The following is a 13,676-nucleotide window of genomic DNA, read 5'->3' as shown; positions in this document are numbered from 1 at the left end:
AAAACACTTGTTTCGAACTGCGGCATCGCCTGCCCTGTGCGTGCCCGCAGCTATCGATTCGCTAGCGTCCGAGAGGCCGTTCGCGAGGCGGCAAAACCCCGAGCAACTCAGGTATTGCAATACCGTGACAGCTTGGGCATAGTGAATCGACCTTCCCTCTTTCTCCCCTCTTCCCATCCCCCTCTTTTTCTTTCTTTCTCAAGACCCCCAGAGAGAACTCCCGTTTCGTTTCGCCGGCCAAGCCGCATTCCGCGGTGCGGCCATTTCCCCAACCGTCAATTCCAGGAGGTCATTCATGAATTTGACGATCAGCGGTCATCACCTCGACGTCACACCTGCCTTGCGCACCTACGTCACGAGCAAGCTGGACCGGGTCATCCGACATTTCGACCAGGTGGTCGATGTGAAGGTGATCCTCACGGTGGAAAAGCAGAAGGAAAAGGAACGCCGCCAAAGGGCGGAGTGCAACATCCACGTCAAGGGCAATGACATGTTCGCGGAGTCGAGCCACGCTGATCTCTACGCTGCGGTCGATGAACTGGTCGACAAGCTCGACCGCCAGGTGGTGCGCCACAAGGACCGCCTGCAGGACCACCATCACGCTGCGCCCAAGCGGTTGATGTAAGAAAGAGCCCGGGCCCGACGAGGCTCGCAGCGAAGGCCGCCCAGGGGCGGCCTTTTTCTTTTTCCCGACTACGGAGCTAGGGTTTTTGGCAGCCGTCCAGAGAGGGCCGAGGGCCCTTCAGGCAACGTGTAGACAGAAAGTAAATAGGGGGACTGGGGGTTTTTACCAAGCGGGTGCATAATCGCCCCCGCTCTGCACCCACCATGAATCGCCTCGCGTCCATCCTGCCGCCCGCTCAAGTGCTTGTGAGCGTTGACGCTACCAGCAAGAAACGTGCTTTCGAAGAAGCCGGCCTGCTGTTCGAAAGCCTTCACGGTCTGGGCCGTGCCCTCATCACCGACAGCCTGTTCGCGCGCGAGCGCCTCGGCTCCACCGGTCTGGGCCACGGCGTCGCCATTCCGCATGGCCGCATCAAGGGCCTCAAGTCGCCGATGGCCGCTGTGTTCCAGCTGGCCAATCCCATCGGCTTCGACGCCCCCGACGAGCAACCCGTCGCATTGCTGATCTTCCTGCTGGTGCCCGAAGCGGCCACGCAGAAGCATCTCGAAATCCTCTCCGAAATCGCCGAGCTGCTGAGCGACGCCAGCCTGCGCGAGCAGATCAAGTCCAGCACCGACGCCACGGCCCTGCACGACCTGATCGCCGGCTGGCAGTCCACCCAGGTCGCGTAACGGTGTTCGCCCCCAGGCTTCGCGCACTTCGCGTCGCGCACGCCTTCCCCTTCCGGGGCGATCCCAGCGGCCCGGCAAAGCCGGTTCCGCGGTATTCTGGCCTGCTCCCAACTCCGGTGCGTGAGCGCCACCTCCTGACCGCATGAAGCCGACCGTCATCAGCGCCGACGCCATGTTCGAGGAGTTCCGTGGCTCGCTCCGCTGGGAATGGCTCGCGGGGCTCGGGGCATCGGAGCGCCAGTTCGATGCGGAGGTCATCAGCCGCGCGCAGTCGGCCGCCGACCTCGTCGGCTACCTCAACTACATCCACCCGTACCGCGTGCAGATCCTCGGCGCGCGCGAGGTGGCCTACCTGACGCGCGGCAGCGAGGAAGACTGCGCCCGGCGCATCGCCCGAATCGTCACGCTGGAGCCGCCGATGCTGGTGCTGGCCGACGGCCAGGCCGCACCCGACGAACTGCTTTCGATCTGCGAGCGCGCCCAGCTGCCGCTCTTTGCCACGCGCGAGTCGTCGGCCTTCGTGATCGACCTGTTGCGCGCCTACCTGTCCAAGCATTTCGCCGAGCGCACATCGATGCATGGCGTGTTCATGGACATCCTGGGCATGGGCGTGATGATCACGGGCGAGTCGGGCCTGGGCAAGAGCGAGCTCGGGCTGGAGCTGATCTCGCGCGGCAACGGCCTGGTCGCCGACGACGCGGTCGACCTCTACCGGATCAACCAGAACACCATCGAGGGCCGCTGCCCCGACCTGCTGCTGAACCTGCTGGAGGTGCGCGGCATCGGCCTGCTGGACATCCGCGCGATCTTCGGCGAGACGGCGGTGCGCCGGAAGATGCGGCTCAAGCTCATCGTGCACCTCGTGCGGCGCGACAGCTTCGAGCGCGACTACGAGCGCATGCCCTCGGCGCCGCTCACGCAGGACGTGCTGGGCATCCCGGTGCGCAAGGTCATCATCCAGGTGGTGGCAGGGCGCAACATCGCGGTGCTGGTGGAGGCCGCGGTGCGCAATTCGATCCTGCAGCTGCGCGGCATCGACACGTATGCCGACTTCGTGGCGCGGCACCACAAGGCGATGGAGAACTCCCGCGACGGGGATTGAATGACCAGGGAATGCGGCCACCGCCGGGCCGCTTTTCCTGTTTTCCGTCAGCGCTTCTTGGCGCAGTCCCCGCACAAGCCGTAAAGCGACATGGCATGGTCCTGCAGGATCCAGCCCTTGTCCTTGGCGATCATCTGCTGGCGGCGCTCGATCTCGGCGTCGTAGAACTCCTCGACCTTGCCGCAGGAGGTGCAGATCAGGTGGTCGTGGTGCGTGCCTTCGTTCAGCTCGTAGACCGCCTTGCCGCTCTCGAAGTGGCTGCGCTCCAGGATGCCGGCCTGCTCGAACTGCGTCAGCACCCGGTAGACGGTGGCCAGCCCGATGTCGGAATGTTCGTTCAGCAGCACGCGGAACACGTCTTCCGCCGTCATGTGCCGCTGGCTGCCGGTCTGGAAGATCTCCAGGATCTTCAGGCGCGGCAGGGTGGCCTTGAGGCCGGTGTTCTTGAGTTCGTCGATGTTGGCCATGGTGGTTCCTGCGCCCCTGGCGGGGCCGCGGCGAAAGGCCCCGAAAAGGCCAGCCGCTACAATGGCCGATCATATCGCTACCCTTTTTCCTCCCATGCCTGCCATCTTCCAACGCCGGCCCTGGCTGCTGGCTGCCGCCGTCGCGGCGACGCTCGGCCTCGGTGCCTGCAGCGGTTTCACCGAGCGCACGCGTGGCGCGCTGGCTGCCGTAACCCCCTACAAAGTCGAGGTGGTTCAGGGCAATTTCGTGTCGAAGGAACAGGTCGCGGCGCTCAAGCCAGGAATGTCCCGCCAGCAGGTGCGGGAAATCCTCGGGACCTCGCTGCTGAACGACGTCTTCCACGCCAACCGCTGGGACTACGTCTTCACCATCCGCCGCCAGGGCGTCGACCCGCAGGAGCGCCACCTCACGGTGTTCTTCAACGGCGAGCTGCTCGACCGCTTCGAGGGCGACGAGATGCCCAGCGAGGAAGAGTTCGTCGCCACGCTCGACACCCGCAAGAAATCCGGCAAGGTGCCCACGCTCGAGGCCTCGGAAGACGACCTCAAGAAATACGCGCCCAAGGACGGCGAGAAGAAAGCCGATGCCGACAAGGCTTCCGCGTCGGCTTCGCTGCCGCCGCTGCCGGCCGCCTACCCCCCGCTCGAAGCGACGCGCTGAGCGCGCCAGGGTCATCGGCGGCAGCGGGCGGTGCCGCCGAGCCGGTCCGTTTCGTTCGTGTCGATCGATGTTCCCCGGCCGTTCCTCACCGCCTCGGGCCGTTTCGAAAATCCTCGAAGACTGACTGAATCCGCGTGACCGAATCCACCTCCACCCCCGCCACCAATTCCGCCTCCGAGCCGCGCCGCGTCGCCATCGCCGGGGCTTCGGGCCGCATGGGCCACATGCTGATCGAGGCCGTGCGCAACGCGCCCGACATGCGCCTGGCCGGCGCACTCGACATCGCCGGCAGCCCGGCGCTCGGCACCGATGCCGGTGCCTTCCTGGGCTTCGACAGCGGCGTGTCCATCGTGTCCGACCTGCGCGCCGGCCTGAAGGACGCGCAGGTGCTCATCGACTTCACCCGCCCCGAAGGCACGCTCGCGCATCTCGCGGTCTGCCGCGAACTGGGCGTGCAGGCCGTGATCGGCACCACCGGCTTCAGCGACGCGCAGAAGGCCGAGATCGCCGAGATCGCGAAGGACATCGCGATCATGATGGCCCCCAACATGAGCGTGGGCGTCAACGTCACCTTCAAGCTGCTGGAGATGGCGGCCAAGGCCATGGCGACGGGCTACGACATCGAGATCATCGAGGCGCACCACCGCCACAAGGTCGACGCGCCCTCGGGCACCGCGCTCAAGATGGGCGAGGTCATCGCCGACGCGCTGGGCCGCGACCTCAAGGACTGCGCGGTGTACGCCCGCGAAGGCATCACCGGCGAGCGCGACCCGTCCACCATCGGCTTCTCGGCCATCCGCGGCGGCGACATCGTGGGCGACCACACCGTGCTGTTCGCCGGCACCGGCGAGCGCATCGAGATCACCCACAAGTCGTCGAGCCGCACCACCTACGCCCAGGGCAGCCTGCGCGCGGTGCGCTTCCTGGCCGGCCAGCGTGCAGGCCTGTTCGACATGTACGACGTGCTCGGTCTTCGCTGAGCGCGCGGCACCCACCAAGGACCGCCGATGAGCGTGCTCGAACTGCTGGCCCACGGTGACGGCGTCAGCCGTTCGGTGGCCGCGCTGCTGCTCGCGATGTCGATCGCGAGCTGGGTCATCATCCTCTGGAAGGCATGGCTGCTGCGCGGCGGCACGCGCGACGTGCTGCGCAGCATCGCGGCGTTCTGGCAGTCGTCCACGCTGGCCGACGCCGAGCACAAGCTCAAGGCCTTCGACCGCGCCACGCTGGTGTCGCCCGCCGTCTCCGCCATCCGCAGCGTGGCCGCAGGCGAGCCGGCCGGCACGCTGGGTGCCGCGGTCGACCGCAACCAGCGCCTGACGCGCGTGCTGCGCGACGCCCTGCACGGTGCGCTGCGCCGGCTGCAGGCGGGGCAGATCCTGCTGGCCACCGTCGGCGCCACCGCGCCCTTCGTGGGGCTGCTGGGCACGGTCTGGGGCATCTACGGCGCGCTGACGGGCATCGCCGGCCAGACCGGCGGCTTCACCATCGACAAGGTGGCGGGCCCGGTCGGCGAGGCGCTCATCATGACGGCCTTCGGCCTCGCGGTGGCCATCCCGGCCGTGCTGGCCTACAACGTCTTCGGCCGCGTCATCGGCCGCATCGAAGCCGAGCTCGAAGGCTTCGCGCACGACCTGCTGGGCAGCTTCGGCGCTGCGCCGGCGCCTGCCGCGCCGCCGCCCGCGCGGCCGATGCCGGTCTAGCCCGACACGGCGAGGCACACCACCATGGCCTTCGGTCGCACATCACTTGGCAGCGCCGCCGGCGGAGGCGGACGCGCCATGGGCGGCGGAGCGCAGCGGCCGCTGTCCGACATCAACGTCACGCCGCTGGTCGACGTGATGCTGGTGCTGCTGGTGATCTTCATCATCACCGCCCCGCTCATGGCCAGCTCGATCAAGCTCGACCTGCCGCAGACCGACGCCGGCCAGCCCAACGACGCACCCAAGTTCGTGAGCCTGTCGGTCGACGCCTCGGGCAAGGTCTTCCTCAACGACAAGGCCGTGACCGACGAGGAACTGGCGCAGCAACTCGAGAAGGCCGCTGCGGACAGCAAGGACACAGAGGTGCAGCTGCGCGCCGACCAGACCGTGCCTTACGGCAAGGTGGTGGCGCTGATGGGTATCGCGAACAAGGCGGGGCTCAGCCGCATCGGCTTCGTGACCGAAGCTGAGCCGGCGCCGCAGAAGCTGCCTCGCTGATCTGACTCTTTTTTCGTGGACACCGCGGAACCGGCTTTGCCGGGCCGCAGGTGTCGCCCCCAGCAAGGGGGTGGGCGGCCCCACGAAGTGGGCAAGCCTGGGGGTTAGCCAAGTACCACAGGCTTCGTACGCCAGATCTCGTGCGCGTACTGCGCGATCGTGCGGTCCGACGAGAACACCCCCATCCCCGCCACGTTGAGGATCGCCTTGCGCGTCCACGCGTCCGAATCGCGGTAGAGCGCGTCGACCTCCGCCTGCTTCGCCACGTAGCTCGCGTAGTCGGCCAGCAGCAGGTAGTGGTCGCCCCAGTTCACCAGCGCGTCGTAGATGCCCTGGTAGCGCGAGGGCTCGCCGGGCGAGAAGGCGCCGTCGCGGATCGCGTCGAGCACGCGCTTGAGTTCGGCGTTCTCCTCGTAGATGTCGCGCGGCTGGTAGCCGCGTGCGCGGATGTCGGCCACCTCGGGCGCGGTGTTGCCGAAGATGAAGATGTTCTCGGGCCCCACGCTCTCGCGCATCTCGACGTTCGCGCCGTCCAGCGTGCCGATGGTGAGCGCGCCATTGAGCGCGAACTTCATGTTGCCGGTGCCCGATGCTTCCGTGCCCGCCGTGGAGATCTGCTCCGACAGGTCGGCCGCCGGCATGATGACCTCGGCCAGGCTCACGCTGTAGTTCGGCAAAAACACCACCTTCAGCAGCTTGCCCACGCGCGCGTCGGCGTTGATGGTGGCGGCCACGTCGTTGATGAGCCTGATGACCAGCTTGGCCATCGCATAGGCCGACGCCGCCTTGCCCGCGAACACCACCACGCGCGGCACCATGTCGATCGGCGTGCCCGCGGCCTGCGCGTCGAGGATGCGGTGGTAGCGCGTCACCACGTGCAGCACGTTGAGCAGCTGCCGCTTGTACTCGTGGATGCGCTTGACCTGCACGTCGAACATCGCGTCGGTGTCGATGTCGATCTTCAGGTGCTGTTCCACCCAGTTGGCCAGCCGCAGCTTGTTCTCGCGCTTGGCGTGGCGGAAGGCGCGCACGAAGGCCGGCTGCGCGGCCATGGGCCTGAGCGCCTCCAGCTGCGAGAGGTCGCGCCGCCAGCCCTTGCCGATGCGCTGGTCGAGCAGCGCCGCCAGCGGCGGGTTGGCCTGCGCCAGCCAGCGCCTGGGCGTGACGCCGTTGGTCTTGTTGTTGAAGCGCTCGGGAAAGATCTTCGCGAAGTCCGAGAAGATCGACTGCTTCATCAGCTCCGAGTGCAGCCCCGACACGCCGTTGACCGAGTGGCTCGCGAGCACCGCCACGTAGGCCATGCGCACGCGGCGCTCGCCGGTCTCGTCGACCAGCGAGAGGCGGCGCATCAGGTCCACGTCGTTGCCCACCTTCTGCGTCACCGTGGCGAGGAACCTCGCGTTGATGTCGTAGATGATCTGCAGGTGCCGCGGCAGGATGCGCCCGAGCATCTCCACCGGCCAGGTCTCCAGCGCCTCGTGCATCAGCGTGTGGTTGGTGTAGCTGAACACCTTCTGCGTGTGCGCCCAGGCCTCGTCCCACGGCATGCCGTGCTCGTCGAGCAAGAGGCGCATGAGCTCGGGCACGGCCAGCACCGGGTGCGTGTCGTTCAGGTGAATGCTGACCTTCTCGGAGAGCTGGTCGAAGGTCTTGTGGTTGCGCAGGTAGCGGCGCAGCAGGTCCTGCACGCTGGCGCTGCAGAAGAAGTACTCCTGGTGCAGTCGCAGCTCGCGGCCCGAGGGCGTGGAGTCGTCGGGGTAGAGCACGCGCGAGACGTTCTCCGAGTGGTTCTTGCTCTCCACCGCCTGCATGTAGTTGCCGCGGTTGAAGGCCGAGAGGTCGATCTCCTCGGTGGCGCGAGCCGACCACAGCCGCAGCGTGTTGGTGGCCTGCGTGCCGTAGCCGGGGATGATGGTGTCGTAGGCCACCGCCAGCACGTCGTGCGTGTCGACCCAGTCGGCCGCGCCCGATGCGGCGCTGGCGCCTTCGCGCTTCTGCACGTGGCCGCCGAAGCGCACGCGGTAGTTCACCTCGGGCCGCTGGAACTCCCACGGGTTGCCGCGCGTGAGCCAGTAGTCGGGAGTCTCCACCTGCTGGCCGTCGACGATGCGCTGGCGGAACATGCCGTACTCGTAGCGGATGCCGTAGCCCATGCCCGGCACGCCCAGCGTGGCCATCGAGTCGAGGAAGCAGGCCGCCAGCCGGCCCAGGCCGCCGTTGCCCAGCGCCGCGTCGGGTTCGCGCTCGGACAGCGCCGCCATGTCCACGCCGAAGTCGGCCAGCGCCTCGCGCACGGTGTCGTACAGGTCCACCGCCAGCAGCGCGTTGGTGAAGGTGCGCCCGATCAGGAACTCCATCGACAGGTAGTAGACGCGCTTCAGGTCCTGGGCGTAGTTGGCGCGCGTGGTCATCATCCAGCGCTCGACCAGCTGGTCGCGCACCGCCTGCGAGGTGGCGTTGAGCCAGTCGTCCTGGCTGGCGGCGACGGGGTCCTTGCCGACCGCGTAGATCAGCTTGTTGGCCACCGCGCGCTTGAAGGCCGCGACGTCGCGGTCGGGGTGGTCGTAGGCGAAGTCCTTGATCGTCATGGGGCACTCCCGGAAGAGGGTTGTTTGATGCTTTGCCGGTACACGTCGATGTATTGCGCGGCGGCCGTGGCCCAGTCGGCCGGCCGGCGCATGGCGTTGCCGCGCACGCGGCGCCAGTCGGGGCCGCGGTCGTAGAGCGCGAAGGCGCGGCGCAGCGCGCGGGCGTAATCCGCGGCGTCGAAGCGGTCGAACACGAAGCCGGTGGCCTCGCCGCTGGCGAGGTCTTCCAGCGAGCTGTCGACCACCGTGTCGGCCAGCCCGCCGACGCGTCGCACCAGCGGCAGCGCGCCGTACTTGAGGCCGTACATCTGCGTGAGGCCGCAGGGTTCGAAGAGCGAGGGCACCAGCGTCACGTCGCCGGCGCCGAACATCTGGTGGGCCAGCGTCTCGTTGTAGCCGATGGTCACGGCCACCGACTGCGGCGCGGCCGCCGCGCGCTGGCGGAAGGCTTCCTCCAGCCAGGCCTCGCCGCTGCCCAGCAGCGCGAGCTGCCCGCCCTGGGCGAGCAGCGCGTCGAGCCCGCCGAGCACCAGGTGCAGGCCCTTCTGCTCGGTGAGCCGGCTCACGACGATGAAGAGCGGCGCGTCCGGCCGCTCGGCCAGGCCCAACTGGTGCTGCAGCACCGACTTGCAGCGCGCCTTGCCCGCCATGTGGCGGCCTTCGGGCGTGTGGTAGCCCTGCACCAGCGCGGCGTCGGCGGCGGGGTTCCAGACCTTGTCGTCGACCGCGTTGAGGATGCCGCTCAAGGCTGCGCTGCGCTGGCGCAGCAGGCCGTCGAGCCCGCAGCCCTGCTCGGGCGTCTGGATCTCCAGCGCGTAGGTCGGGCTCACGGTGGTGAGCCGGTCGGCGAAGTACAGGCCGCCCTTCATGAACGAGATCTGGCCGTGGTACTCGAGGCCGTCCATCTGGAACGCGCTGCCCGGCAGGCCGAGCTCCGCGAAGTGCCAGGGCGCGAAGATGCCCTGGTAGGCCAGGTTGTGCACGGTGAAGACGCTGCCCACGTGCGGCGCGCCGGACTGCCGCGCGAAGTGCAGGTAGGCCGGCGCGAGCGCGGCATGCCAGTCGTGCGCGTGCACGACCTCGGGCTGCCACTGTGGATCGAGGCCCTGCGCCAGCTGCGCAGCCGCCCATCCGAGCAGCGCGAAGCGGCGGTGGTTGTCGCCGTAGGGCTGGCGCGAGGCGTCCTCGTAGGGGTTGCCGGGCCGGCCGTAGAGCGCCGGCGCGTCGATCACGTAGGCCGCGATGCCGGGCGTTCCGTCGATGTCGATGTGCCCGAGCCGCAGCCCGAAGCCTTCGCCCCAGGGCGCCTCGAAGGCGGCCACCGGCGCGAGGTCGCGCACGCCGGCCACGATGGCCGGGAAGCCCGGCAGCAGCACGCGCGCGTCCTGGCCGGCGGCGGTGAGCGCCAGGGGCAGGGCGCCGGCGATGTCCGCCAGTCCGCCGGTCTTGAGGAGGGGGAAGAGTTCTGCGCTGACCTGGAGTATTCGCATCGTTGTCCGTGGGTGCTCTCGGGTCAGGTGGCCGCGAGGCGCTTGAGCATCTCCCGGGTGACCAGCACGACGCCGTTCTCGGTGCGCTCGAAGCGCGCGGCGTCCGCCTCGGCATCCTCGCCGATCACCATGTCGTCGGGGATCACGCAGGCGCGGTCGATCACCACGCGGTTCAGCCGCGCGCCACGGCCCACCTCCACGTCGGGCAGCAGCACGGCCTCGTTGATCTCGCAGAAGGAATGCACGCGCACGCCCGAGAACAACACCGAGCTGCTGACCTTGGAGCCCGAGACGATGCAGCCGCCCGAGACGATGGTGTTGACCGTCATGCCGTGGTGGCCGTTGCGGTCGAGCACGAACTTGGCCGGCGGCAGCTGCCGCTGGTAGGTCCAGATGGGCCAGTCCGTGTCATAGATGTCGAGCTCCGGGGTGATGGAGGCCAGGTCGAGGTTGGCTGCCCAGAATGCATCAATCGTGCCCACGTCGCGCCAGTAGGTCTTGGCCTCCGGCCCGCGCGAGGCCCGCGTGACGCACGACATGCCGAAGGGATGCGCCAGCGCCCGGCCCTCGGCCACGGCGCGGGGAATGATGTCCTTGCCGAAGTCGTGGCTGGAGTTCGGGTTCGCGTTGTCCTCCTCGAGCAGCCGGTAGAGGTATTCGGAGTCGAACACGTAGATGCCCATGCTCGCCAGCGCCGTGTCGGGTCTGCCGGGCATGGCGGGCGGGTCGGCGGGCTTCTCCAGGAATTCGGTGATCCGGCGGTCGTCGTCCACGGCCATCACGCCGAAGGCCGTGGCCTCCATGCGCGGCACCTCGATGCAGCCGACCGTGCAGCCCAGGCCGCGCTCGGCGTGGTCCTTCACCATCAGCGAGTAGTCCATCTTGTAGATGTGGTCGCCGGCCAGCACCACCACGTAGTCGTGCTTGGTGGACCGGGTCTGGATGATGTCCAGGTTCTGGAACACCGCGTCGGCCGTGCCTCGGTACCAGTTCTCGTCGCCCATGCGCTGCTGCGCGGGCAGCACGTCGACCATCTCGTTGAGCTCGGCGCGCAGGAAGCTCCAGCCGCGCTGCAGGTGGCGCATGAGCGAGTGCGACTTGTACTGCGTGACCACCGCCATGCGCCGGATGCCCGAGTTGAGGCAGTTCGACAGCGCGAAGTCGATGATGCGGAACTTGCCCCCGAAGTACACCGCCGGCTTGGCGCGCCGGTCGGTCAGCTGCTTGAGGCGGGAGCCGCGCCCGCCGGCCAGCACCAGGGCGATGGTGCGACGTACCAGCTGGTGGGCCTGAAGCTCTTGCTGTTGCGGCTGCGAAGGCAGCGCTGGCGGTGTGGGCTTGTCCATCCTGAGTCTCCGTTCGTTTGTTCGTTCGTTGGGTGTTCGCCGGGCCGGAATGCGCCGTGATTCAGAGTTTCTTCTGCATCGAGACTAGCACCGTGCCGGGCGGCTGGCTTCTACGTTCTTGCAAGCCCGATGCTCGAGAAAGGCACTTGCACAGTACCGTCCAGCGCCTGGGGGTGGTCGCCCGGGTCCGCCTGCGGATCGGTGCCCAGGCAGAGACGCCACGCGCCCGGCGGCAGCGTGAACGACACGGCCTGCGGCCCGGCGTTCACCATCACCAGCCATGAGCTCGCATCGCCGGCCTGCGCTGTCGTCGAGGTTGTCGTTGCGGTTGTCGTCGTCGTTGTTGTCCCATCGACGAAGTGGATTGCAAGGGCCGTGCCCGTGCCGTTCCAGTCGTCGGGCATCATCGGTTCGCCGTCGGGGCGCAGCCAGCGGATGCGGGGGCACGAGCCGTCGGGCGGCGCTTCGGCCGGCCACCAGTGCGTGCTGCGCAGGGGAGGGGCCTCGCGGCGCAGCGCGGCCAGACGCGCGACGAAGGCGCTCAGCACGGCCGCGTCGCTGCCGGGGGCGGAGGTGCCGATCCAGGCGAGCCAGGTGGTGTCGTTGTCCTGGCAGTAGGCGTTGTTGTTGCCCTTCTGGCTGTGGCCGAGTTCGTCGCCGGCCAGCAGCATCGGCGTGCCCTGCGACAGCATCAGCGTGGCGAGCAGCGCCCGCTGCAGCCGCGTGCGCATGGCCAGCACCGCGGGGTCGTCGCTCGGCCCCTCGACGCCGCAGTTGTTGCTGAGGTTGTGGCCGTGGCCGTCGCGGTTGTCCTCGCCGTTGGCGAGGTTGTGGCGTTCGTCGTAGCTCACCAGGTCGCGCAGCGTGAAGCCGTCGTGCGCGGTGATGAAGTTGACGGTGGCCGTCGGCGCGCGGCCACGGTGCGCGAACTCGGTGCTGGAGGCCGTGAAGCGATGCGCGAAGCCGCCGAGCCCGGCGCGGTCATCGGCATGCGCCTGCCGCAGCCAGAAGCCGCGCTGCGTGTCGCGGTAGCGGTCGTTCCATTCGAGCCAGCCCGGCGGGAACCCGCCGAGGCGGTAGCCGTCGGGGCCGATGTCCCAGGGTTCGGCGATCAGCAGCGTGCGCGACAGCACCGGGTCCTGCGCGATGGCGGCGAAGAAGGGCGCTCGCGCATCGAAGCCGCGCTGTGCGTCGGCGCGCCCGAGCACCGGGGCGAGATCGAAGCGGAAACCGTCGACGCCCATCTCGCAGGCCCAGAAGCGCAGGCTGTCCATCACCAGCTGCAGCACGCGCGGCTCGCCGAGGTTCAGGCAGTTGCCGGTGCCGGCCCAGTTCTCGTAGAGCGAGCGGTCGTCTTCGCGCAGGTGGTAGTGGAGCGCGTTGTCGATGCCGCGCATCGACAGCGTCGGGCCGAGCTCGTCGCTCTCGGCGCTGTGGTTGTAGACCACGTCGATCACCAGCTCCATGCCGCGCGCGTGGATCGCGTCGGCCATCGCGCGGAACTCGCCCGCGGGCGTGGTGCCGGGGCGACCGCTCCAGTAGCGGGCCTCGGGCGCGAACCAGCCGATGGTGTTGTAGCCCCAGTAGTTGCTCAGGCCCATGCGCAGCAGGCGGGGCTCGTCGGCACGGTGCTGCACGGGCATGAGGCTCAGCGTGGTGACGCCCAGGCGCTGCAGGTGGTCGAGCACGGCGGGCTCGGCGAGGCCGGAGTAGGTGCCGCGCAGCGGTGCGGGAACCGCGGGGTTGAGCTTGGTCTGGCCCTTGACGTGGAGTTCGTAGAGGACGCGGTCGCCTGCTGCGATGCGGGCGTGGCCCGGTGGTGCGAAGGGGCGGGGAGTCGCTACCCGGGCCTTGAGGGCGATGGCGGCGTTGTCTCGGGTGTCCCGCTTTTCGGGATGCGCCGGGTCGTGGCCGAGGAAGAGGTCGCTGCCGTCGTAGGTGCCTGCGATTTCGCGGGCGTAGGGGTCCAGGAGCAGCTTCGACGGGTTGAAGCGCTGGCCTGCTCCCGGGTTCCAGGGGCCGTGGACTCGGTAGCCGTAGACGAGGCCTGGCTTGCCGCTGGGCAGGTGGCCGTGCCAGATGCCGTCTGTGCAGGTGGGGAGGCGCAGGCGTTGTTGTTCGTTCTTGCCTGTGGTGTCGAAGATGCAGAGGTCTACGGCTTCTGCTGTGGGGGCTGCTATTGCGAAGTTGACGCCCTGTTGCGAGGGGGTTGCGCCTAGGGGGTACTGATTGCCTGGGCTCAGCATCGTGCTTGCTCTCGATGGGGGTTGCTTCCCGAGGCCGGGACTCGCCCCGGCGGGCGACCTACTTTTCTTTGCTTCGCCAAAGAAAAGTAGGCAAAAGAAAGGCGACCCCGCTGTCTGCGACCCCTTCGCTGCGCTACGGGGCAACCTGCGGTGCTCGCGTTTCGCGGGGTCTCGCCCAAACTCGCTTCGCTCAGACAAGGGCGAGCCCTGATCCGCGAAACGCTGCGCTCCTCGGCGCAGCCAGAGGGGAGGGGAGAGAGTCGGGCCATCGCGTTGCTC

Annotated in this window: 12 protein-coding genes; 7 read left to right on the top strand and 5 right to left on the bottom strand. The window is 68.3% G+C overall.

Features of this window, described 5'->3' with window-relative positions:
• Positions 1–295 precede the first annotated feature (295 nt).
• From hpf to hprK, 3 genes are all read left to right on the top strand, one after another.
• Positions 296–625, top strand: a complete 330-nt coding sequence (gene hpf / locus ACTJLF_RS15185) for a ribosome hibernation-promoting factor, HPF/YfiA family (protein ID WP_019655573.1) — start codon at positions 296–298, stop codon at positions 623–625.
• Positions 626–828: 203 nt separating this feature from the next.
• Positions 829–1,296, top strand: coding sequence for a PTS sugar transporter subunit IIA (locus tag ACTJLF_RS15180; protein WP_019655574.1), 468 nt, complete (start codon positions 829–831; stop codon positions 1,294–1,296).
• 142 nt (positions 1,297–1,438) lie between these two features.
• Positions 1,439–2,398 carry an HPr(Ser) kinase/phosphatase gene (gene hprK, locus ACTJLF_RS15175; protein WP_019655575.1) on the top strand — a complete coding sequence of 320 codons (960 nt, stop codon included), beginning with the start codon at positions 1,439–1,441 and terminating at the stop codon, positions 2,396–2,398.
• 47 nt (positions 2,399–2,445) lie between these two features.
• Here the strand turns inward: hprK and fur are convergent, their stop codons facing one another.
• The gene (fur, locus tag ACTJLF_RS15170; protein ID WP_019655576.1) at positions 2,446–2,865 is read right to left on the bottom strand and encodes a ferric iron uptake transcriptional regulator; all 420 of its coding nucleotides are present in this window, start codon (positions 2,863–2,865) and stop codon (positions 2,446–2,448) included.
• Positions 2,866–2,959: 94 nt separating this feature from the next.
• On the opposite strand from fur, the gene ACTJLF_RS15165 reads away from it, so the two are divergent.
• The 4 genes from ACTJLF_RS15165 (at position 2,960) to ACTJLF_RS15150 (ending at position 5,727) form a co-directional block, all read left to right on the top strand.
• Positions 2,960–3,526, top strand: coding sequence for an outer membrane protein assembly factor BamE (locus ACTJLF_RS15165; protein ID WP_019655577.1), 567 nt, complete (start codon positions 2,960–2,962; stop codon positions 3,524–3,526).
• A 134-nt stretch (positions 3,527–3,660) separates the two neighbouring features.
• Positions 3,661–4,506: a 4-hydroxy-tetrahydrodipicolinate reductase gene (gene dapB, locus ACTJLF_RS15160; RefSeq protein WP_019655578.1), complete on the top strand. Its 846-nt coding sequence runs from the start codon at positions 3,661–3,663 to the stop codon at positions 4,504–4,506.
• Positions 4,507–4,533: 27 nt separating this feature from the next.
• Positions 4,534–5,229, top strand: coding sequence for a MotA/TolQ/ExbB proton channel family protein (locus ACTJLF_RS15155; protein ID WP_126184008.1), 696 nt, complete (start codon positions 4,534–4,536; stop codon positions 5,227–5,229).
• 24 nt (positions 5,230–5,253) lie between these two features.
• Positions 5,254–5,727 carry an ExbD/TolR family protein gene (locus ACTJLF_RS15150; RefSeq protein WP_132799947.1) on the top strand — a complete coding sequence of 158 codons (474 nt, stop codon included), beginning with the start codon at positions 5,254–5,256 and terminating at the stop codon, positions 5,725–5,727.
• A gap of 104 nt (positions 5,728–5,831) precedes the next feature.
• Here the strand turns inward: ACTJLF_RS15150 and ACTJLF_RS15145 are convergent, their stop codons facing one another.
• The 4 genes from ACTJLF_RS15145 to glgX form a co-directional block, all read right to left on the bottom strand.
• Positions 5,832–8,315, bottom strand: coding sequence for a glycogen/starch/alpha-glucan phosphorylase (locus ACTJLF_RS15145; protein ID WP_126184007.1), 2,484 nt, complete (start codon positions 8,313–8,315; stop codon positions 5,832–5,834).
• On the bottom strand, positions 8,312–9,805 hold the full coding sequence (gene glgA, locus ACTJLF_RS15140; protein ID WP_019655582.1) for a glycogen synthase GlgA: 1,494 nt from the start codon (positions 9,803–9,805) through the stop codon (positions 8,312–8,314). The genes ACTJLF_RS15145 and glgA overlap by 4 nt, the downstream gene beginning before the upstream one ends.
• Positions 9,806–9,828: 23 nt before the next feature.
• Complete coding sequence (gene glgC / locus ACTJLF_RS15135; RefSeq protein WP_126184006.1) at positions 9,829–11,151, bottom strand: glucose-1-phosphate adenylyltransferase; 1,323 nt, start codon at positions 11,149–11,151, stop codon at positions 9,829–9,831.
• Positions 11,152–11,261: 110 nt separating this feature from the next.
• Positions 11,262–13,397 carry a glycogen debranching protein GlgX gene (glgX, locus tag ACTJLF_RS15130; protein WP_440883364.1) on the bottom strand — a complete coding sequence of 712 codons (2,136 nt, stop codon included), beginning with the start codon at positions 13,395–13,397 and terminating at the stop codon, positions 11,262–11,264.
• Positions 13,398–13,676 lie beyond the last annotated feature (279 nt).

The sequence above is a fragment of the Variovorax sp. 22077 genome (assembly GCF_052044195.1).
GTDB classification, from domain to species: Bacteria; Pseudomonadota; Gammaproteobacteria; order Burkholderiales; family Burkholderiaceae_C; genus Variovorax; species Variovorax atrisoli.
This window is presented reverse-complemented; position numbering and strand designations above follow the sequence as displayed.

Excerpts from the sequence above, each read along its gene's own strand:
- hpf (WP_019655573.1), top strand. The coding sequence starts at position 296 with ATGAATTTGACGATCAGCGGTCATCACCTCGACGTCACACCTGCCTTG.
- ACTJLF_RS15180 (WP_019655574.1), top strand. The coding sequence starts at position 829 with ATGAATCGCCTCGCGTCCATCCTGCCGCCCGCTCAAGTGCTTGTGAGC.
- hprK (WP_019655575.1), top strand. The coding sequence starts at position 1,439 with ATGAAGCCGACCGTCATCAGCGCCGACGCCATGTTCGAGGAGTTCCGT.
- fur (WP_019655576.1), bottom strand. The coding sequence starts at position 2,865 with ATGGCCAACATCGACGAACTCAAGAACACCGGCCTCAAGGCCACCCTG.
- ACTJLF_RS15165 (WP_019655577.1), top strand. The coding sequence starts at position 2,960 with ATGCCTGCCATCTTCCAACGCCGGCCCTGGCTGCTGGCTGCCGCCGTC.
- ACTJLF_RS15155 (WP_126184008.1), top strand. The coding sequence starts at position 4,534 with ATGAGCGTGCTCGAACTGCTGGCCCACGGTGACGGCGTCAGCCGTTCG.
- ACTJLF_RS15150 (WP_132799947.1), top strand. The coding sequence starts at position 5,254 with ATGGCCTTCGGTCGCACATCACTTGGCAGCGCCGCCGGCGGAGGCGGA.
- ACTJLF_RS15145 (WP_126184007.1), bottom strand. The coding sequence starts at position 8,315 with ATGACGATCAAGGACTTCGCCTACGACCACCCCGACCGCGACGTCGCG.
- glgA (WP_019655582.1), bottom strand. The coding sequence starts at position 9,805 with ATGCGAATACTCCAGGTCAGCGCAGAACTCTTCCCCCTCCTCAAGACC.
- glgC (WP_126184006.1), bottom strand. The coding sequence starts at position 11,151 with ATGGACAAGCCCACACCGCCAGCGCTGCCTTCGCAGCCGCAACAGCAA.
- glgX (WP_440883364.1), bottom strand. The coding sequence starts at position 13,397 with ATGCTGAGCCCAGGCAATCAGTACCCCCTAGGCGCAACCCCCTCGCAA.